This is a genomic window from Verrucomicrobiota bacterium JB022 (assembly GCA_030673845.1).
Classification (GTDB): Bacteria; Verrucomicrobiota; Verrucomicrobiia; order Opitutales; family Oceanipulchritudinaceae; genus WOUP01.
Map to the genome: position 1 here is coordinate 409,873 of JAUTCQ010000017.1, position 21,210 is coordinate 431,082.

The 21,210-nt window shown below is 62.6% G+C and carries 15 protein-coding genes; 12 read left to right on the forward strand and 3 right to left on the reverse strand.

Features of this window, described 5'->3' with window-relative positions; translation table 11 throughout:
- Window position 1: 1 nt before the first annotated feature.
- Window positions 2–2,260 (reverse strand): TonB-dependent siderophore receptor, encoded by a 2,259-nt coding sequence (locus tag Q7P63_14560; GenBank protein MDP0501312.1) that lies wholly within the window; start codon window positions 2,258–2,260, stop codon window positions 2–4.
- A gap of 168 nt (window positions 2,261–2,428) precedes the next feature.
- Between Q7P63_14560 and Q7P63_14565 the strand changes: the two genes are divergently transcribed.
- The 4 genes from Q7P63_14565 (at window position 2,429) to Q7P63_14580 (ending at window position 6,896) form a co-directional block, all read left to right on the forward strand.
- Complete coding sequence (locus Q7P63_14565; protein MDP0501313.1) at window positions 2,429–3,217, forward strand: ATP-binding cassette domain-containing protein; 789 nt, start codon at window positions 2,429–2,431, stop codon at window positions 3,215–3,217.
- Between the two features lie 130 nt (window positions 3,218–3,347).
- Window positions 3,348–3,986 carry a PEP-CTERM sorting domain-containing protein gene (locus Q7P63_14570; protein ID MDP0501314.1) on the forward strand — a complete coding sequence of 213 codons (639 nt, stop codon included), beginning with the start codon at window positions 3,348–3,350 and terminating at the stop codon, window positions 3,984–3,986.
- A 163-nt stretch (window positions 3,987–4,149) separates the two neighbouring features.
- Entirely contained in the window at window positions 4,150–5,418 is a 1,269-nt protein-coding gene (gene serS, locus Q7P63_14575; GenBank protein ID MDP0501315.1) for a serine--tRNA ligase, read from the forward strand.
- A gap of 107 nt (window positions 5,419–5,525) precedes the next feature.
- Window positions 5,526–6,896: a M20/M25/M40 family metallo-hydrolase gene (locus Q7P63_14580; GenBank protein ID MDP0501316.1), complete on the forward strand. Its 1,371-nt coding sequence runs from the start codon at window positions 5,526–5,528 to the stop codon at window positions 6,894–6,896.
- Window positions 6,897–7,031: 135 nt separating this feature from the next.
- Here the strand turns inward: Q7P63_14580 and Q7P63_14585 are convergent, their stop codons facing one another.
- Complete coding sequence (locus tag Q7P63_14585) at window positions 7,032–7,331, reverse strand: FmdB family transcriptional regulator (GenBank protein ID MDP0501317.1); 300 nt, start codon at window positions 7,329–7,331, stop codon at window positions 7,032–7,034.
- A 163-nt stretch (window positions 7,332–7,494) separates the two neighbouring features.
- Here Q7P63_14585 and Q7P63_14590 point away from each other — a divergent pair, with 163 nt between their 5' ends.
- The 8 genes from Q7P63_14590 to amt all read left to right on the forward strand — a co-directional run bounded on the left by Q7P63_14590 (window position 7,495) and on the right by amt (window position 19,482).
- A complete protein-coding gene (locus tag Q7P63_14590; protein MDP0501318.1) occupies window positions 7,495–10,512 on the forward strand; it encodes an ATP-binding protein in 3,018 nt (1,005 codons plus the stop codon).
- 149 nt (window positions 10,513–10,661) lie between these two features.
- The gene (locus Q7P63_14595) at window positions 10,662–11,732 is read left to right on the forward strand and encodes a hypothetical protein (GenBank protein MDP0501319.1); all 1,071 of its coding nucleotides are present in this window, start codon (window positions 10,662–10,664) and stop codon (window positions 11,730–11,732) included.
- 130 nt (window positions 11,733–11,862) lie between these two features.
- A complete protein-coding gene (locus Q7P63_14600) occupies window positions 11,863–12,291 on the forward strand; it encodes a hypothetical protein (GenBank protein ID MDP0501320.1) in 429 nt (142 codons plus the stop codon).
- Window positions 12,288–13,253 carry a MoxR family ATPase gene (locus Q7P63_14605; protein MDP0501321.1) on the forward strand — a complete coding sequence of 322 codons (966 nt, stop codon included), beginning with the start codon at window positions 12,288–12,290 and terminating at the stop codon, window positions 13,251–13,253. The genes Q7P63_14600 and Q7P63_14605 overlap by 4 nt, the downstream gene beginning before the upstream one ends.
- A gap of 13 nt (window positions 13,254–13,266) precedes the next feature.
- Complete coding sequence (locus tag Q7P63_14610; protein ID MDP0501322.1) at window positions 13,267–13,791, forward strand: GNAT family N-acetyltransferase; 525 nt, start codon at window positions 13,267–13,269, stop codon at window positions 13,789–13,791.
- Entirely contained in the window at window positions 13,781–14,938 is a 1,158-nt protein-coding gene (locus Q7P63_14615) for a DUF58 domain-containing protein (GenBank protein MDP0501323.1), read from the forward strand. The genes Q7P63_14610 and Q7P63_14615 overlap by 11 nt, the downstream gene beginning before the upstream one ends.
- Window positions 14,913–17,153: a DUF3488 and transglutaminase-like domain-containing protein gene (locus tag Q7P63_14620; protein MDP0501324.1), complete on the forward strand. Its 2,241-nt coding sequence runs from the start codon at window positions 14,913–14,915 to the stop codon at window positions 17,151–17,153. The genes Q7P63_14615 and Q7P63_14620 overlap by 26 nt, the downstream gene beginning before the upstream one ends.
- A gap of 229 nt (window positions 17,154–17,382) precedes the next feature.
- Entirely contained in the window at window positions 17,383–19,482 is a 2,100-nt protein-coding gene (gene amt, locus Q7P63_14625) for an ammonium transporter (protein MDP0501325.1), read from the forward strand.
- 87 nt (window positions 19,483–19,569) lie between these two features.
- Here the strand turns inward: amt and Q7P63_14630 are convergent, their stop codons facing one another.
- Window positions 19,570–21,069, reverse strand: a complete 1,500-nt coding sequence (locus tag Q7P63_14630) for a hypothetical protein (GenBank protein ID MDP0501326.1) — start codon at window positions 21,067–21,069, stop codon at window positions 19,570–19,572.
- Between the last annotated feature and the right edge of the window lie 141 nt (window positions 21,070–21,210).

Genomic DNA, 21,210 nt, shown 5'->3' on the forward strand with positions numbered 1-21,210 from the left:
ACTAGTAGCTGAAGGAGGCCGTGAGCGTGTAGTTGCGGGTTTCGCCCGGGGTGAAGTGGCCGCCGTAGCCGCGCTCGATGTATTCCTCGTTGCCGAGGTTCTCGATGTTGAAGCGCAGGGCGATGTTTTCCGTTACGCTGTAAGACACCATGGCGTTGAAGAGCCAGTATTCGGTGTTGTCCGGCACCGTGTCGTCGCCTGCAGTGGTCGAGTAGTAGTAGTTACCCGAATATTGCGCGCCGAGGCCCACTTGCAGCTTCGGGTCGATCTGGTAGGTCGTCCAGAGGCTGAAGGAATGCTCCGGAGCATAGGCCAGCTCGTGGCCCTCTTCCTCGGTGTTCCGGGACTCCTTGACGTCCGTGTCCATGAAGGCATAGCCGCCATAGACGCTCCACTTTTCGGTCAGACTACCAGATACGCTCAACTCGATGCCCTGCACGATCTGTTCGCCAGAGAGGGTATAGGGCTCGTCGTTGTCGAGGCGGGTTCGGGCGTTGGTCTTCTCGGTGCGGAAGAGCGAGACGCCGGTCATGAAGCCCTTGCCTGCGGGTTCCCATTTTGCGCCCACTTCGTAGGTGCGGGTTTCTTCCGGCTCGATGTTCGGGTTGTTCGCCGCCGTGCCCCCTCGGCCACCGCCGGTGCTCAGCGTGAGGCTTTCGCCAGCCGGGTTGAAAGAGGTCGAAGCGCCGCCGTAGAGCGTCACTGAAGTGACCGGCTTGTAGAGCAAGGCGGCGCGCCAGCTCACCATGTCGTCTTCGCGCTGAAGGTCGTCGACGGTAGGATCACTGTTTTCGACTTCTGCGTCAAAGTTTTCCCAGCGCAGGCCGCCGGTGACGGACCAGTGATCCGTCAGTTTGAGGGTATCGAAGGCATAGAGTGCAATCGTATCGCCGGTACCTTTTACGACACTTCCATTGCGCCCGGTGGTGCCTTCCCACGGCTCGTAAGGATCGGGATTATAAACGTCGGTTGGCTGCAGGGTGGCATCGTGGCTACGGCCATAGTTGGTGTATTCTTCCCGCGTCAGCTCCAGTCCGCTCACCAGGGTATGCACCACAGAGCCGGTGGCGAAGTCCCAAGTCACGTTCGTCTGATTACCCAGCATTTCGAATTCGCGATCCTGCTGCTTGACGTCGTTGCGGCGAACAAGGCCTGTGCTGGCATCATTGTCCACGAATCGCGGCGACGTGACTACCGCGTCACGGCTAGTCTTGCTGTATTGCGAGAGGTTGCGCAGCGTCAGGCCTTCGCCGAAGTTGTGGCGGATTTCCCCAGATACGACGTCGGACTCGATCTTCTCGTAGTCGCGGTTGACGAGACCGTAGAAGTTCGAGCGCGGTACATCGCTGCCAGAAGCGAGGGCACCGGGCTGGCCGAAGTCGGGGATGTTGTCCTGCTCGGCGTGCTCGTAGCTGACGACTGCTTCGGTGCGCTCGCCCAGGCCGAAAGCGATGGAGGGAGCAATGCCCCAACCTTCGTTCTGGACGGCATCGCGACCGGGGACGCCGCCCTCGTGCCACATGGTGTTGAGGCGTACGGCAATGCCCTTTTCGGCGTCGACCACCTGGTTGGCGTCAAAGGTGAAACGCTTCTGGTCGGCGCTGCCAAAGCTGGCGGAGCCGTTGTAGCCGTCGCGCTGGTAAGGGCTCTTCGTCACGAGGTTGACGGAGCCGCCCGTGGTGCCGCGACCGCCGATGGCCGACGACGGGCCCTTGGCCACTTCCACCTGCTCCAGATTATAGGAGTCGCGCGAATATTGGGCGCTGTTGCGGAAGCCGTTGACGAAAATGTCGTTGCTGGCAGAGAAGCCGCGGATGAAGAGGTTGTCTCCCGGGGCGCTGCCACCTTCACCGGCCTGGAAGGTAATGCCGGGGCTGTTGCGCAGCACGTCGCGCAGGCTGGTGGCCTGTTGCTGCTCGAAGACTTCCGCCGGGATCACGTTGACCATCTGCGGCACGTCGCGCAGCGGCAGGGTGAACTTCGGCGACTTGAGCTGGACCTGGTCGTCCTGCACGCGCTCGGGCGGCAGGTCGATCGGATTGTCGCCATTGGTGGCTTCGTTGCTGGTCGCCTGACCATGCAGGGACGCGCCGGCCATCACGAGCGAGCCGAGCAGCGCCGCATTGCGGGGGGCGCGGTAGGCGTGCGTGAGGCCGTCCGGCGATGCGAGCAGCGAAGCGCCGAGGCTCGGCTGCAGGGCATCCGTCGAGCGGAGCGAAGTGGACGTGGAAGAGACGGGGACCGACGAGGTGTCTTTCATGACAAAGCTGAAAAGAGACGCACTGATAGGGATCAGTGACTGAGGGGACATGAAACTGAATCTCATTCGTATTGAGGCAAGGATAAATTCAAGAATGTGTCTCAGTTGCGGTGCTAATATGTGGCCTGGGCTTGCACTTGCGTCGGGGTCGATTCACCCTAGCGCTGCATGGACGACGGAGGCGCGCGCATTGAGGTAAAGGATCTGACGATGGCGTACGGCAGCTTTGTCGTGCAGCGCGACGTCGGCTTTTCCGTCCGCGCAGGGGAAATTCTCGCCATCATGGGCGGCTCCGGCTGCGGCAAGAGCACCCTGCTCAAGCACCTCATCGGGCTCAAGGAGCCGGCCAAGGGCGAAGTGTTCTACGACGGCAAGAGCTTCACCCAAGCCGGCCCGGACGGTCGCAACGCCATGCAGCGCCGCTTTGGCGTGCTCTACCAGCAGGGCGCGCTCTGGAGCTCCATGACGGTGGCGGAAAATGTCGCACTGCCCCTGCAGGAATACACGCAGCTCGGCCCCCGCGAGATTGCCCACATCGTCAGCTACAAGCTGGCGCTCGTCGGCCTGCGAGGGTTCGAAAACTACTACCCCAGCGGCCTCAGCGGCGGCATGCGCAAGCGCGCCGGCCTCGCCCGCGCCATGGCCCTCGACCCCGACATCCTGTTCTTCGACGAGCCCTCTGCCGGTCTCGATCCCATCACCTCACGCCGGCTCGACGACACCATCCTGCAACTGCGGGACAGCCTCGGCGCCACGGTGGTGATCGTGACGCACGAGCTTTCCAGCATCTTCGCCATCGTCGACCGCGCGATCTTCCTCGACGCGAAGGAGCGCACGCTGACGGCCGTCGGCAACCCTCGCGAACTGCTCGCCAACCCACCCAACGAAGCGGTCTACGACTTCCTCACCCGCAACCGCACCGAAAACCTGGCGGAAGCGCAGCAACCGCAAAGGTAACGGGTAATAGCCAATACATAGTGAGATTTCTGTGTGTTTGTGCGTTAGGCGTAGCGTGGTACGTTTTACAAGTTCTTACCACCCTTTAGGCTAGACGCAGTTGCATTTTGCCTTCGATATCTGTTGGCGTATGCGACTATCTTCTCTTCTCGCCCTCTTCCTCTTGCCGGTGGCTTCCGCTTCAGCGTCCATTGAGCTCAGCTTCAGCTTCCAGCCCAGCACGACGGAAGATTCTTACGGCCTGGTGGGCTCCACGTTCACCTATACGATGATCACCGCCTCCGACGTCTATTTCGAGAACGCGAATGGCGATCCGAGCCTGGCCCTCGCCTCGGTGCAGTTGACGATCGAAAATTCTTCGGGCGGTCTTGATGGGACTTACGATCTCCAGCTAGCTGAATCGTTTCCGGTGATCGTAGTTTTTGCGGGGGGCGGTTACCTGCCGATCCAGGCACCCTCCGCATTTCCCACCTGGACCACCGAGGAGGGCATCACCATCACCTCAGGCCTTGGGTTGCTCGATAGTCTGGGGAAGACCGTGCTTCCTGGAGATATAGCCGTGGCCAGCGATTTCGATGGCCTGGGTGTCTTTACATGGCCCTTTACTTTTGAGGCCAACGACAGTGGCGCGGTCAGCTACGATGCCTCGTCGGCGACGCTCAGCGCCGCGCCTTACTCGGCTGCTGTGCCCGAGCCCGCGACCTATGCCGCCTTGGGTGGGCTTGCCGCGCTGGGCCTCGTCGCCTGGCGCCGCCGTCAGCAGCGTTAATCGCGTTTACAGTGCTCTTGCCCCGACCGCTTTTCCTGAGGAGAAGCGGTCTTTTCATGCCTGGGCGCAGAAGGATAGGGATAACGCATTTTGCGATCGACCCACCGCCCGCCCGCGAAAAACCCTTGCGCCTCTCCGCGCGCGTGGCAGTCTGACGCTTCTCATGCTGGACCTGAAGTATTTCCGGGATAACGTGGAGTCGATCCGGGCCGCGCTGGCCACCAAGAAGTTCGAGGTCGACCTCGACCGCGTGGTGGAGCTGGACCGGCAGCGCCGCGAGATGGTGACCGAGTTTGAAACCCTGCGCGCGCAGCAAAAGGCGGCCAACCAGGAGATGGCGCAACTCAAGAAGGGCTCCCCGGAGTTCCTCGCCAAGGTCCAGGAGATGAAGGCGATTTCGGGCCAGGTCAAAGAGCTCGAAGCCAAGCAGGATGAGGCCGAAAAGGCTTTCCAGGCCGCTTACCTGCAGGTGCCCAACATCCCGCACCCCAGTGTGCCGGTGGGCCACAACGAGAGCGACAACGTCGTCCACAGCACCTGGGGCGACATCGCGAGCCTCAGCGCCCACGCCCGCCCGCACTACGACATCGAGTGGTTCTCGAAGTATGTCGACCTCGAGCGCGGCACCAAGGTCACCGGCAGCGGTTTCCCGTTCTTCGTCGGCCCCGTCGCGCGCCTCGTGCGCTCGCTGCTCAATTTCTTCCTCGATGAAAACACGGCCGCCGGCTTCACCGAAGTCATGCCGCCCATCGTGGTCAACCCCGCCAGCGCCCTCGCCACCGGCCAGCTGCCGGACAAGGAGGGCCAGATGTACCACGCCACCGGCGACGACCTCTACCTCATCCCGACGGCTGAGGTGCCGGTGACGAATCTCTACCGCGACGAGATTCTCGACGCCGCCCAACTGCCCGTCTACGCCTGCGCCTACACCCCCTGCTTCCGCCGCGAAGCCGGCAGCTACGGCAAGGACGTGCGCGGCCTCAACCGCGTGCACCAGTTCGACAAGGTGGAGCTGGTCAAGTGGGTCCACCCCGACAAGAGCTTCGACGAGCTGGAGCACCTGCGCGCCCATGCCGAGACGCTCCTGCAAAAGCTGGGCCTGCCCTACCGCGTGCTCTCGATCTGCAGCGGCGACATCGGCTTCCCCCACTCGAAGCAGTACGACCTCGAAGTCTGGGCTGCCGGGCAAAAGCGTTGGCTCGAAGTCTCCAGCATCAGCAACTTTACGGACTTCCAGGCCCGCCGCGCCAACATCCGCTTCCGCGAAGGTCAGGACAAGCCCCGCGTCGTGCACACGCTTAACGGCTCCGGCCTCGCCATCCCGCGCGTGCTCGGCTCGATCCTCGAAAACTTCCTCAACGAAGACGGCAGCGTCACGATCCCCGAAGTCCTGCGCGACCGCTTCGGCAGCGACACGCTGCGCGTGCAGTAGGGGAAGACGCCCAGAGCTTTTTCACCCGCTGCATCCCGAAGAAGGGCGGCGGGTTTTTTATGCTTGGCACTCGCCAAGCGGCCCGGGTTTCGCCTATGGGTAGAGCCATGTTCGATCCCGTCGCGGCCATCCAGGAATTTATCCGCCACCCCAGCGTCTCCACCGACCCGTCTTACAACGACGGCATGGCGGGAGCCCGCGATTTCATCGCCGGGCTGCTGCGCGATATCGGCTTTGAGGTCGATATCCTCGCGACGCCGCTGCACCCAGTCGTGCTCGCTCACCGCGACGGTCCGAAGGAGTGGCCGCACGTTATCATTTACGGCCACTACGACGTGCAGCCGGCCGACCCCTTCAACCTCTGGCACACGAAGCCCTTCGACCCGGTGATCAAGGACGGGCGCCTCTATGGGCGCGGTGCGGCCGACAACAAGGGCCCGCTGATGGTCCACGTGGCAGCGGTCGCCCGCCTGCTCGAGCGCCAACCCGACTTGCCCTTGCGCATCTCGTTCCTGATCGAGGGCGAGGAAGAGATCGGCAGCCCGTCGTTCCCGAAGATCCTCGAAGACTACAAGGACCGCCTGCAGGCCGATTTCGTGCTGCTGACCGATACCCTCAGCCCCAGCACGGAGCAGATCGCGATCACCACGGCGCTGCGCGGCATCGTGACGCTCGAAGTCGAAGTGACCGGTCCGAACAGCGACTTGCACAGCGGCATTCACGGCGGCGCGGTCATGAACCCCATCGTGGCGCTCTCCCGCCTCTGCGCTTCGCTGCACAACGAAGACGGCAGCGTCAACGTCCCCGGCTTCTATGACGACGTGGTCGAGACGCACCAGTGGGAGCGTGACGAGATCGGCCGCCTCTCCGCGGATCAGGAAGCCTACCAGCAGCGCCTCGGCGTGAACGATTTTTACACCGTCAAGGGTGTGCCCCCGGCTGAAGCGACCCGCCTCTGGCCCACGCTGGAGTTCAACGGCATCGGCGGCGGCTACCAGGGCGAAGGCAGCAAGACGATCGTGCCCTCCAAGGCATTCGTGAAGATCAGCTGCCGCCTCGTGGCCAGCCAGACCGCCGACGACATCGCCTCGAAAGTGGCGAAAGCCCTTGAAGAGCGTTGCCCGCCGCAAGTGAAGCTGAAGGTCGTGCGCGGCCACAACGGCAACCCCTACCGCGTGGTGCCGCCCCATCGCCCGGATACCCCGGAGGACCAGCACCCCTCGCTCGCCCGCGCCTTCGACGGGGCAGACGCCGCGATCCGCGAGATCTTCCCCAAGCCGCCGCTCTACCTGCGCGAAGGCGGCAGCGTGCCGATCATTGGCGACCTGAAGCGCGTGCTGGGCGTCGACTCGCTCATGTTTGGCATGTTCACGCCGGTCGACAACCTCCACGCGCCCAACGAGAGCTTCGACCTGCAGATGTTCGAACGCGGCATCGGCGTCAGCGAACGCATCCTGCAAGCCGTGGCCGAAAGGTAGGCTGGACGTGGGGATTAACCAGAAAAAACAGAAAAGACAGAAAGGGCTTCAGGAAAGGGTTATGCTGACCGTCAGCTTCTCAACCTCTCCTTTTTTCTGAATTTTCTGGTTAATGAGTAGACCGTTCATGATGCCTCAATTGGGCTTGAAGGTCTGCGGGCCTTGCTTGCCGGCGACGCGGTGGTAGGTGCCGGTGAGCTTGTCGCGCTCGTATTTGGTAAAGCCCGCCTTTTCGACGTTCTTGTTGTCGAGGCGGGATTTTTCTTTGCCCGGCGTGTGTTTGGTCGAGAGGTTGGGGGAGAGGATGACGCGGCGCACCGGCTCGCCGGTCAGCGGATGCTCCGTCAACGCGGCCTCTTTCATCGACTGCTGCAGCTCAAAACGGTCGCCACCGCTGCCATCGGGCAAGACCACTTCGTACACGTAAATTGGCATACCCATATTACTAGGCGATTCTCCCGGGGTGACAAGCATTGCCAAGCCTTCGGATGCGGCTTACGAAGGCATTGTCGTTGATAATCCTTTTGCGCACACCCTTACGTTCCATTTGGGTGGATATGAAGTTATGTCTCGATTTTTTGCTCTTCGCCAACCCAGGTTGACCCCCAGGAATGCTCGTGCCGGGCTAGAGTATCTCCTGAAGTTCATCCTCTGTGTCGCGCTGTATCTGGGTGCGGGCGGGATGGGGCTGGAAGTGGCGTTGTGGGAGCAATTCGCCCCACTGATCTGGCCGCCAGCCGGTTTGGGCCTGCTCATCGTCCTGCGTGGTGGCTACCGCTACCTCTGGGCGGTGGCAGCCGGTGCCTTTTGCGTGCGCTTCCTCGAAGGGGCGGGCAGCGTGCCCTCGGCCCTCGTGTCGTCCATCGGCTACGTGCTCACTGCGGGGGTCAGCGCGTTTGTCTTGAAGGAGATCGCGCGCTTCGATGCAGCGATGGAGCGGTTGCAGGACGTGATCTGGTTCCTGCTGGCGGCGGTGATTGCAGCCCCCATCATCAGCTCCTACCTCTCCATCTACAGTTTAAAATACCTGCACCTCGATATGCACCGCAGCTTCGAGCAGATGTGGGCGGTGCGCTGGCTCAGCGACGCACTCGGGGTGCTCGTGGTGACGCCGGTGCTGCTCGTCTGGCATGCGCGCACGCGGATCAACTGGCGCAACGCTCAGACGCTGGAGGTATTGGTATGGCTGGCCCTGCTCATTTTCCTCGGCGCGCTCATTTTCCGCAACTGGGCCCCCAGCGACACCCTCCGCTACCCGCTGGAGCTGACGATGTTCCCCCTCATGGCGTGGGCGGCCATCCGCTTTGGCCAACGTGGGGCGACAGTCGGCATCTTTATCGTGGCGATGATGGCGGTCTGGGAGCTGCGGGAGGTCATCGGGCCGGAGGCGACCAAAACGATCACGCAGCCTCCCGGTTATCTATGGGTCTTCGTGGGCGTGCTCAGCACCACTGCACTGTTCCTTGCCGCCGTGCTCACCGAAGTCAAAAACCGCGAAGATCACGTGCGCATCAACGAAGAGCGTCTGCGCGGCTTTATTGAGGCCATGCCCGATCTCGCTTTTGTGGTCGACGAACGCGGCGTGTATCAGGAGGTGTTCGTGCCCCGCACCGGCTTCTTCCGTGAGCGCGCGGCACGTCTCAAGGGCCTGCGGATGTACGACATCTACCCCCAGGACACTTGCGACCAGTTTATGCGCGTCGTCCACCGGGCGCTGGAAAGCCGCGAGCTGCAGATCTACCGCTACAGCATGGAGTTCAACGGGCGCCGCCTGTGGTTTGAAGGGCGCATTGCTGCCATGGCGCAGAGCGAGGGGCAGCTGCCATGCGTCATCTGGGTGGCCTACGACATCACGCAGACGCAATTTATCACGAGCCAGCTGCGCGCACGCGACCAACTGCTGCAAGCCGTAACCGAGGCGGAGGAAAACCTGCTGAAGGTCAAGAATTTCGAAACGGGCATTGCGACCACCTTGCGCCTGATCGGCCAAGGCCTGGAGCTCGACCGCGTGGGCCTCTACGAAAACGGGCGCGACTCCGAAACACAGGACCGCCTGAGCTCTCTGCGCTACGAGTGGGCCAGCGAACCCGCTTTTGCCACCCAAGAGCACGACCCGGCCCGCACATTGCTTTACGATTCGCACCTCCCTGCCTGGTACCCCACCCTGCAAAGCGGCGCCCCTCAAGTCTACGGGCGCGAGCAATGCCCCGCCGGCTTGCGAGATTGGCTGGCCCGCACTCGCACGCGTAGCGCGCTCGCGGTGCCCGTCTTTGTCGCGGGCGATCTGTGGGGCTTCCTCAACCTTGGCAGCTGCCGCGATGATCGCGATTGGGACACGCAGACTCGCCGCGCTCTCAGCAGCCTCGCCGGCAGTATCGGCGGCTACCTCGAAACGAAACGAATCGAAGACGCGCTCAAGACGGCGAAAGAAGCGGCCGACAGCGCCAATCAGGCCAAGAGCATGTTCCTGGCGATGATGAGCCACGAGATCCGTACGCCCATGAACGCCATCCTTGGCTTTACGGACTTGTTGGCGCAGACCGAGTTGAAGCCCGAGCAGGAGGAATACCTCAACATCGTCAATCGTAGCGGCCGCGACCTGTTGGAGCTGATCAACAACATCCTCGACTTTTCCAAGCTCGAAAGCACGCAGGTCGATCTCGAGTTCACCACCTTCCGCCTCGAAACCTGCATCATGGAGGTGCTCGAAATCTTCCTCGCCAAGGCGAAGGAGAAGGGCCTGAAGCTGGATTACGATATCGAGGACGACTCCGACGGCCTCTACATTGGCGATCCCCTGCGTTTTCGCCAAATCGTGCTCAATCTGGTAAGCAACGCGGTCAAGTTTACCCCCAAGGGCTCCGTGCACGTGCGCGTCAAGGTGATCCCCGTCGACGACCGGCAGTCCGAGATCTACCTGCAGGTGCGCGACACCGGGATCGGCATCCCCGAAAACAAACTGGGCGACCTCTTCGAAGCCTTTACTCAGGTCGATTCTTCCACCACCCGCGAATACGGCGGCACCGGCCTCGGGTTGACGATCTGCCGCCGCCTGGCGGAGCGCATGGGCGGGCGCGTCTGGGTCAACAGCGAGGTGGGGCAGGGCAGCGTCTTCCATGTCACCGTAATGATGGAACATGGCGGTTCACGCTCTTCCAACACGTTGGCGACTTCCGAAACCCGTGAGCTGGATCGCAGCTTTGCCGAGCGCTACCCGCTGCGCCTGCTCCTGGCTGAAGACGACGCCGTAAACAGCAGGCTCGCCCGAGAGGTGCTGCTCAAGCTCGGCTACTCTCCCGACCTGGTGCAGGATGGGCGCGAACTGCTTTCCGCCATTGCCGCCCGCCCCTACGATGCCGTGCTGCTCGACGTCCAGATGGCCTACCTCGACGGCATTGAAGTGACCCGCCGCTTGCGACGCGGAGATGCGGGCGAATCTCAACGCGGCATCCACATTATCGCCCTCACGGCCCTGGCCCTGAAGGAAGATCGCGAACGCTGCCTCGCGGCCGGGGTCGACGATTACTTGACCAAACCCATTGTCATCTCCCGCCTTAAGGAAGCCCTCAGTGCTGCCGCTATTGGAATGGGCGAACAAAACGATCGCCTGCAATGATCTTCACTTTAGGGCTTGCATCCTAGCGATGGAGACTTAATGATTTATCTCACCCTGACTGGCCGTACTAAGTCACCATCATACCTTCACGTTCCAACATGTTCATCTCTCGATTGCAAACTCCCCAAAAGGCATTGGCTGTAGCAGTGATGGCCGGTCTGCCTCTGCTCGCGCACGCAGAAACCACCTCCTTCACCGCCACGACCACTGGTTTCAAGCCGGCAACTACCCTGGACCAAGTCCTTTCCGGCGCCTCCCTCGATTTCCTCGTTTCGACCGCCGCGGACGCTTCCGCATCCACCCACATCCTGGTCACTGACCTGATGCCGGTGGGTGACTCCGATACCGTCTACGAAGGCGAATACACGGGTGTGACTCTTTCCAGCGGCGCCACCGCCGATACCGGTAAGGTCGTGCTCAAGCTCGACGCCGCTGTGCCGGTTCCGAGCGGCAGCGTGTCCTCCCCGATCGTGGGCATCATCCCCCGCGCCGGTGCGTTCCCTGAAGCTGCTTCCCTGAACCCCCTCGACGCGGGTGAAGGCGAAAGCACCGTTAACACCGACACCGATACGATTGCTCTCTCGTTCAGCGCGGGCGGCAGCACGTATACCGGTAATGCCACTTACACGGTTAAGAGCCAAAGCGAGATCGAACTCTCCGCTTTCGCCCTGACCGACGGCACCTCGACCTGGCAGTTCGAAGCGACGACCTTCGAGCGTTCCTACGCGACTTTGACCGGCTTCGCCAGCCTGAGCGACGCCTCGGCTTCGGCTGACATGGCCGTGACGAAGTTCGTCCTGAACTACTTCGTGGACAAGGACACCGACATGGTGCCTGACTTCATGGACAGCAATGTGGGCGAACAACCGACGTTGACGCCTGACGACGAAGAGTGGGTGTTCAACCCGAACCTCTTCCGCTGGTTCTATAACAACGGCGACGACTGGACCTTCACCGACGGCATGAGCTGGTTCTACACCGCTTCCTTCCCGTGGATCTACTCGCCCGAATGGGGCTGGGTGCTCTTCGGTGAAGCGGCTCCCCAATCCGCTGCCGCTTACCTCTGGATCGACGAGTTGAGCACCTGGGTCTACACCAAGACCACTCGTAACCAAGGTGAAGCGAAGTTCTTCTATGCCTTCGAACAGCAGCAAAACGGTTCCTGGCGCAATGCCAACCCGGATGCTTCGACCGGCCTGATCTCCCGTCCGGCCCTTTAAGCACTCGTTTTTTCGAAGCTTATTTTTCAAAAAGCCCGACCACTTTTGGTCGGGCTTTTCTGTTTTCTCACCGGCGTCCATGGAGGTCATTTGCCTTGCCAGTAAACATGAGAAGTGTTTTTATGTTCACATGAATCAGTCCGGTGCAGATATCTCCAAGTTGGACGACTACCGGTCGCTACTGCCGGTGGGGCAGGTGTGGTTTAGTGTGCAGGAGGTGGCGGAAATCCTGGAAGTGAGCCCCCAGTATGTGCGTGACGCCTTTGAGCAGCGCAAGCTCCTGGGGCACCGCCACAACGGCAGATCGGGTCGGGGCAAGGAACAGCGGCGGCGCATCTCCATTCGCCGCGACAGTTTGCTGCTCTACCTGGCCGGTTCTGCGAACTACGACTTCGGGCTCTACCGCGAGCGTATTGGCGAGCTGCTATCGGCCTTGCCCGATGGCTGGCTGGAAGAAGTACCCGCCTTGGTGGAAAGCCTCCAGCGCCGACGCGAGGAGAAAAACGCGATCCGGCGTGGACATGCCACCACCTCGGCGTATTCTGGCGCAAGGGCATGAAAGCTAGCGTCATACCGACACCACGCGTCAAAGCGGCACTCGACCGCGTTCGCACCAACATCACGCAAGTCATCAAAGGCAAAGACCAGGTGGTGGAGCGCGTGCTCATCGGCCTGCTGGCGGGCGGCCACCTGTTGATGGAAGACTTGCCCGGGCTCGGCAAAACGACCTTGGCCTATTCGCTGGCCCGCTCCATCGACTGTGATTTTGCCCGCGTGCAGTTTACCAGCGATCTGTTGCCGAGCGACGTAATTGGCGTCTCGGTTTACGACGAGCGCCAGCGGGAGTTCGTCTTCAAGCGCGGCCCCCTCTTTACCAACATCCTCCTGGCCGACGAAATCAACCGGACGACGCCGAAGACCCAGTCGGCGCTGCTTGAGGCCATGGACCGGGGCAAGGTATCTGTCGACGGCCAGACCCACGCGGTGGGCGAGCCATTTATGGTCTTTGCGACCCAAAATCCCGTCGACTACGAAGGCACCTTTCCCTTGCCCGAGAGCCAGATGGACCGTTTTCTCCTGCGCCTCGAAATGGGCTACCCGCAATTCGAGGACGAGCTGCGGATCCTCCAGCGCGGCTTCCAGCACTACGACGCGATCCCGACTGAGCCGGTAATCACCCGCGAGGAGGTGCTGGAGCTGCAAGGCTACGTGCAACATGTCTTTTGCGAGCCTACGGTGTTGGATTACCTGCTGAAGATCGTCAGTGCCACCCGCACCGAGTCCGAATTTCGTGCCGGGGTATCGACCCGTGGCAGCATCGCGCTCAAGACTGCCGCCCAAGCCTGTGCCCTCCTGCGCGGCCGCTCCTTCATCACCCCGCAGGACGTGGCCGACATGGTGCCGCCGGTGCTGGCCCACCGCCTGACTTTGCACCGACCGGCCACCGACAGCCTGGAGGCGCACCGCTTGGTCGAAGCGGCGCTGCACCGCATCCTCGACCACCTGCCGCAGCCGGTTTAAGCCACTTCTTCTCATGCGCTACGTTACCGACCATCCCGATCTCGTTTTGCGAGCCGCCCAGCCGGCGGATGCTGAGACTCTGCTGGAGTTGATCCGGGGGCTTGCTATCTACGAGCATCTCGAGCACGAGGTGGAGGCGACGCCCGAGCAGCTGCGCGCCACCTTGTTTGGTGAGCGACGCTACGCCGAGGCGGTAATCGCGGAGTGGCAGGGGCAGCCGGCGGGCTTCAGCCTGTATTTCCACACCTATTCGACTTTCCTGGGGCGGCCCGGCATCTACATCGAGGATATCTTCGTCTTGCCTACCTTGCGGGGGCACGGCATCGGCAGTGCGCTGCTGCGTTTTGTGGCCGCCGTCGCCGTCGAGCGGCAATGCGGCCGCCTCGAATGGGCGGTGCTGGATTGGAACGAGCCCGCACTGGCCTTCTACCGTGCCAATGGCGCCATGCCGCTCGAAGAATGGACGACCCAGCGCGTGACGGGTCAGGCTCTGCTCGACTTGGCCGCGCGCAGCCATGCCCGCCCCGATGCCCCCTGACCCCGCCGCAGCGCCAAACTGGTGGACGCGTACCGGGCGCGAGTGGGCCGACCCGGGCTACTTCGTTGGCCGCTCGCCCCTGCGCAACGGCGCTCGGGTGCTCTGGCACATGGTCAAGCCGCCGCGCGGCCACCGCACGCGCATGACGCGGATCGGCCTGCTGCTGGTTTTCATCTCGGTTGGGCTGGGCTCGGCTGCCTTCAATACCAGCCACAACATGCTCTATCTGGCGCTGGCGCTGCTGCTGTCGTGCCTGTTGCTCAGCGGGGTGCTCTCGTGGCTCAACTTCAAAGGGGCGCGCTGGCGGATGCGGGTCGAAGGTCACTTCCGGGTCGGCGAGACCGCGCCGGTGCAGGTGGAGGTCTTCAACCGCAACCGTTACTTACCCATCTACAGCCTCTGGTTTTACCTGCTCGCGCAAAAGCAGGATGCCGGCACGACTCTGCCACTCCTGCGCCCCCTCGGCCCGCAAGAGACGCGGCAGCTCACTTGGCAACTGACGCCCACGCAGCGCGGGCTCGAAACGCTGGGGCTGCACAGCATCATTTCCAAGTTCCCCTTCGGCTTTTTGCGCAAGAGTATCGAATGGACGCAGCGCGAAGAGGTCGAGGTGTGGCCCGCTCGGTGCCGCTACTCCTGGACGCCCGCCGCGAGCTCTCGACACCTGCGGGTGGGGGAGCGCCAGACTCGGGCGGGGGGCGGTGCAGAGCTGATGAACCTGCGCCTTTACCGCCCCGGCGATGCCCTGCGGCAGGTGAGCTGGAAGGCTACCGCGCGGCAGGGGCGCCTGATGGTGCGCGAGACCGCTGAGGAGAGCCAGGCGCGCTATTGGCTGGAGGTCGGCAGCTCGTCGCGCGTGTGGGAGCCCGGCCCACAATTCGAGCGCTATTGCAGCTTTGTCGCGACCCTCGCGGAAGACCTTTTCCAGCAAGGGCGGCTGGCGGGTGTGATCCTTAACGATCAACCGCCGCAGCCTGTGCAGCACCTGCCCGAGCTTCAGCAGGTGCTCAGCGCCCTCTCGCGGCTGGAGCCGACGGAGCCACCCGCACCTCGCGATTACCCTCACCAACCACGCGTGACTTTCGGCCCCGGTGCCGGGGAGCAAGTCCGCGCCTATATCCATGGCCAACCTGCAGGCGAAGCTTGAATTCCGCTACCTGCAGCAGCTGAAATGGCTGCTGGGTGGTCTGATGGCCCTGATCGCGATGGCGGGGGTCTTCAGCCTCGGGCTGGGTGCCGAGCTGTGGGTGACGCTTGGGATGCTGGCGGTGGGCGGCGTCATGTTGTGGCCCCAGCTCTCGCGACGGGTCCCGGCATGGGCATGGAAGAGCGTCACCCCGGTGCTGATCATCATCATCGTGACGGATTTTGTGCTGGCGGCAGGCGACGTCCTCGCCCCGCTGGTGCGCATGATCCTTTTCCTCACGATCTTGCGGGCGGTGCAGGAGCGCCAGCGGCGGGAAGATCTGCAACTGCTCCTGCTCTGTCTATTTTTAGTCATCGCGACAGGGGTGCTGAGTATGGAGCTGAGTTTCGCGCTCCAGGTGCTGCTTTTCACGCCGGTAGCGCTGTTCCAGCTCTTTACGATCAACCTGTCCGAGAACTACGTGGACGAGCAGGAGGTCGATCCCGATCGCTGGAAGCATTTTCGGTGGGTGGAGCTGCTGCGCTACCTGCGGCAGGTGCTGCATCCCCGCCTGCTTGGTCTCAGCACGCTGCTCTTCTTCGGGCTGACGGGCTTTGCTTCGCTGATCTTCATCTCGCTGCCGCGCTTCGACCTGGGCCAGCAGCTTCCGTTTGCCAGGCTCAGCACGACGGCGGGGCTGCCGGGGTTGAGCGAAGAGGTGGAGTATGGCGACGTGGTCGACCTGCTCGACGACGAGACGATTGCCTTGCGCGTGGATGTGGGTGGAGATACCCCGCCGTCCAACCCTTACTGGCGCATGCTCGTGCTCGACGAGTTTACAGGCGAGGGCTTTCGGGCCTCCCGCTCGCTCCAGGCCACCAGCCGTTTTCGCGACCTGAACAGCTTCTCCGGCGAGGGCCCTTTTCGTAGCGAAGGCGATACCGGGCAGACGTGGACTTTCTACTTCGAGGGTGGCTTGAGCCGTTACCTGCCGTTGCCCGGCCCCTTTGGCCAGCTCCGCCTGCAAAGTGAGATGTCGGTCGGCTACAGCTATCCTGCCCGGACGATCCGGCTGCAGGAGGCGCAAAACAACGTGCTCTTTTACCGGCTGGAAAACTTAGCCCCCAACTCCCGCTACATCCCGGCCTTTACCCGAGAGTTGAACTGGTTTGCGCGGCTGGACCCGGAGCCACTGGAGGAAGAGGCCCCGGAGGCGGACCGCCTGGGCTATCCCGCCACGACGCTGGCCGGGCCGCAAGAGGCTGCGGCTCGCGCGGCCTTGGCCCGCTGGGTAGCCGAGATTGAAAAGGGCGAAGATCTGGGGCCGAACACCTTCATCACGCACGCCACCGCCTTTCTCCAACGCGATCGGGGCTATTCGACGAGTGTGACCATGCCCGACGAAGGTTGGACGGACAACCGGATCTGCCGCTGGATCGAGGCCGGTCTGCCGGGCCACTGCGAGCTGTATGCCGGGGCGCTGATCCTGCTGGCGCGCGAGGCCGGCATCCCCGCCCGCATGGTCACGGGCTTTGCGGGCGGCGACTGGAACCCTTACGAGCACTACATCATGGTGCGCAACCGCCACGCGCATGCCTGGGTAGAGTTTTTCGATCCCGAGCTGGGGTGGGTGCGGGCCGACCCGACGCCCAGCCGCGGCCTGCTGGGTGAGCAGAGCCAGCAGCAGGACCAGGGGCGGCGCGAGAGCCAGATCGACGACACGCTGGGGGCCTACATCGACAGCCTGCGCGTGATGTGGTACCGCCGCGTCGTCAGCTTTGACCAGAACCAGCAACAGGCGATGCTCGAAGGGCTGCGCGACTCCTTTAAAAAGATGGGCCCGTCGTTGCGCGAGCGTTTGGCGGAGTGGTGGCAAGGGCTGCGCACCTGGTGGGCCGAAGGGCTCAGCTGGGGCAAACTGGGGCACCTCGCCTTGCAGATCCTCATCACCCTGATGGCGTGGCTGGGCCTGCGTATGCTGTGGGTGGCTTGGGCGAAGCATCGAGCCGCGCGGCCCGGCGGGCTGGAGCCGGCACGCAAGCGGGCGGGCATGTGGCTGCGGCGCCTGGAGGGCCTGCCTGCGGGGGCCGATCCGGAGGCTTCCAGGGCCGTGTGCGAACAGCTTTTGCTGATCCGCTATGGCGACGCGGAGGCTTGGCCGCGCCCCCAGACTGTTTTTCGACAGGCCCGCAAACTTCGGACCCATCTTAGGTCGACCCGCAGCCGCACGACTTGAGCCTCACGAAGGAATCTGCCCAAAAATTGCCTGCCCCAAATGTAAAAAGGCGGTGATGCCAACCAACGGTGGTAATCTTTAGGCAATTTTCCTCAGTCGCTCCCGGAGGCATGGCGTATGCCCTATGAGGGGTGCGATGATCACTGCGAGACACATCTATGATTGCTCCGCCCCGCGTGGATGGCGGAGAGGGGTGACGGGGGGCGCCCTGCTGCTACTGCCCTCCCTTTTGAGTGCGCAAGACATGGCCGAGGGGATTTCGCTCGTCCAGCACCACCTCGACCTGGCGTGGATCATGATCGCCAGCGCGCTGGTGTTTCTGATGCAGGCGGGCTTTCTTTGTCTGGAGAGCGGCATGTCGCGCGCGAAAAGCTCGATCAACGTCGCGGTGAAAAACCTGGGCGACTTCATTCTCGGCGCGCTTCTTTTCTGGCTCTTCGGCTTTGGCCTCATGTTTGGCCACAACCAAGGCTTCGGCCACCTCTTCGGCACGACGGATTGGATGCCGCACTTTGGCAGCAATGCCGAGCTGGCCGCGTTCTTTTTCTTCCAGACGATGTTTGCCGGCACCAGCGCCACCATTGTGAGCGGCGCTATTGCCGAGCGCACGCGCTTCTGGGCCTACCTTTGTATTGCCGGTTTCACCATCGCGATCATCTACCCAGTTTTCGGCCACTGGGCCTGGGGCAGCCTTTTCTATGGCGACGCGGCGGGCGGCTGGCTGGAGGCACGCGGCTTTCACGACTTTGCGGGCTCGACGGTCGTGCACAGCATTGGGGGCTGGGTGGCCCTCGCCGCTGCTGTCGTGGTCGGCCCGCGTCGCGAGCGCTTCGATGAGAAGGGCAACGCGCGGCAGATCCAGCCGCACAGCGTGATCCTGGTCTACATCGGCGTCTTGCTGCTGTTCTTTGGCTGGTTCGGCTTCAACGCCGGCAGCACGCTCGAAGTGTCGGGCGCCATTGCGAGCATCGCGGTGAACACCATGCTGGCCGGTTGCGCAGGCTCGCTCTTCGCGGGTATTACCAGTGCGATTTTCGACCCGAGCAAGAAAGTCCAGGCCGTCAGCCTCGCCAATGGCACCATCGCGGGCCTCGTGGGGATCACGGCCGGTTGCGACGCAGTGTCGGCGGGTGGGGCGATCATCATCGGCATCGTGGCCGGGGTATTGCTCGAGCTGGGCGGCAAACTGCTCGAAGCCATGCGCGTCGACGACGTGGTGGGCGCGGTGCCGGCCCACGCCATGTGCGGCGTGTGGGGCACGCTCGCGGTTGGCCTCTTTGCGGTCGAATTGCCCGAAGATACGACCCGCATCGCCATGATCGGCGTGCAGGCGCTGGGTGCGCTGGTGGCCTTTGGCTGGGCCTTCGGCGGTGCCTTCGTAGTCTTCAGCCTCCTGAACCGTGTGATGCCGCTGCGGGTCGACCCCGAAGACGAAGCCCTCGGGCTCAACCTGGCCGAGCACGGAAGCAGCTCCAGTTTGCTCGACTTGGCGGCGTCGATGGAAGACATCTCCCGCTCGGGTAACTACGAGCGTCGCGTGTCCGTCGAAATCGGGACCGAAGTGGGCGACCTTGCCCGCAGCTTCAACCGCCTCCTTGCCGCCGTCGACAGCGCGCTCGAACGCAACGCACAGATCGTGCAGCGCTCGCAAGCCCACCTGGAGGAGAATCTCCAGCAGCTGGAGGCCGATACGCGTCAGACGAGCGAACGCCTCGGCGCCGCCCATAGCCATGCCAACGGCATGAACGAAAAGCTGGCCGTGATGAGCCGCAACCTCGTCGACAACAAGCGCAACCTCGAAAGCTCGACCGAAGACATCCGCGCCAACGCGCAAACCCTCTCCGGGCAGGCTGAGGAAATCCTTTCGACCATCCGCACCATCGCCGACTCGACCAACCTGCTGGCGCTCAATGCCTCCATCGAGGCCGCCCGGGCCGGGGAAGCCGGGGCCGGGTTTGCGGTGGTGGCCGATGAAGTGCGCCGCCTCGCCCGCAAGGCCCAACAAGCCGTGGCCGAGATCGACGAGCGCATGGACGCGATGGGCGATCTAAACCGTCAGTTGCTTGACGGGTTGCTCGGCCAGGCCAGCCAAAGCCGCGAGTCGGCCGGCGCCTGCACCTCCCTGCACGAGGCGACCAGCGAGCTGATGCAAGTGCTGCAAGAGGTGATGGAGGGCGCACGCCATACGCAAAACAACGTGGAGCAGACCTATGGCCGCCTCAGCGAAATTTACGTGGAGACCAAGCAGAAGGAGGTCGCCCAGCGCGACCGTCCCTACCTCAAGCGGGTGCCCGTCACCGCTTCGCTCCACGAATCTGCCTTGAGTTAGTCTCTTCGATTCCGGTCACCTGTCTCCTGTCTCTCGCCTGCAGGCTCCCTCTTTCACCAGAGGGGGCCTGTTCGGTTTCTTGGACCTTTAATACTCCCAGATGACGCTTTCGCCGCCCGGGCCGACGACGTCGAGCACGCCGCCTTCTGCGTAGATGATCAGCCCGGAATAGTCTTCGCCCGCCACCGGCGCGATCTCGCGCAGGTAGGTTTCACGCAGGAGGGTGGGGTAGTCGACCGATTCCACGTCGTTCTCGATGATGTAGCGTTGGCCGGTTTGCGCGATCTGCTTCAGGTTGTTTTCGATTGCGCCCTGCTGGGATGATACCCGAACCGATTGAAAGGCCGGGATCGCCATGGCCGCGAACATGCCCGCTACAATGGGGGTCGACGTCCCGAGTTGCGGGCTGATGGCACTCTCATTTACGCCGCGGCCTAGCAGACCGTCTTCTGTCAGCCAGGCGACATGTGCCGACGACTGCATGAGTGGGGCATACAACATTTTGGCCACGTTCGCCCCGGCGGCGGTACTGGGATTCATGGCGGCCAATTGCGTAAATATTTGATCCGCCAAATTTTGAGCGATGTCTGCATGTACAGGGCTCATGTAGCGCAATAACACTCCTGCGGGCACCTCGCCTTCAAACATGGCGCGGAACTGAGGGTCGTCCTTGAGGCGCGGCCCTTGTGCCCAGTGCTTGAGACCGTCCAGCCCTTCGCTGGAGAAGAGGACATCGCCGCCCGGTTGCTGAGAAACCAGGACTGCCGGGTTGATCGGCGCGCCTCCTTCCTGCGGGGCAAAGTGGTAAATCTCCCAGCCATCGGCCTCTTCCACCTGGCTGGCCTGATTGGCCAAGGTAGGTAGAAGATTTACCATCGCTGCTGCCCCGCCTTTCAGGCGGAGGACGAGGTAGGCACGGGGGATCGCGGGTGCGTCGGGCGCAAGCTGCCACGGCTCCGCTTCCAAATCGTAATCGAGTGCATAGATGACGGGATACTGGAGGACTTTGAGCACATCTCGCGCCGTCAGCCCCTGTTCGTTCAGCTCGCGATCCAGCTGCAGATCGAGCAGCACGGGGCCATTTTCACCCATAATCTGGTTGGCGATGGCGTAGACCCCTTGCAACAGCGGTTCGTAGTCCAGTTGACCTTCGAAGACGATGTCAGTCCCGGCGGGCAGCCATTCCAGCGAGTCGAATGCACGATTCTCCGCTCCCAGAATCTGCAGGAATTGCGGCACATTTTCGCCCTGCCAGTGGAGGAAACTACGGTGCCGGTAGAGCCCGTCTTCGATTTTCACCACCGAAGTGCCGTAGGCGTCCATACGGTCGGCGCCGAAAGTCGTGGCGATGAAGCGGAAGTCGAGCGGCACGGGGATGTTCTGCTGCATGGCCACGCTCTGCCACAACTCGTTGGCGACATCGGCACCGGTCAACACAAAGCCTTCGATATTCTGGAACTGCAGGGCCTGGCCTTCCAGGTCGAGCTCGGCGGTGACACGCTGGAAGAGGGCGCGGTCGGATTCAGGGGTGGCGGTGAGGGAGGCCGTGGCCAGCCCCAGGAGGATCAGCGGTAAATGACGCAGCATAAATAAAATGTAATTTAACGGTCTGATGCTACCGTTTGGTCGGCATAGTGCGAGGGTTTTCTGGAGGTTGATATGATGTATATACCCTCATTTTAGGCCCGATGCTTTACAGGGGTTTTATTAGCTCTCATAATGGGCGTT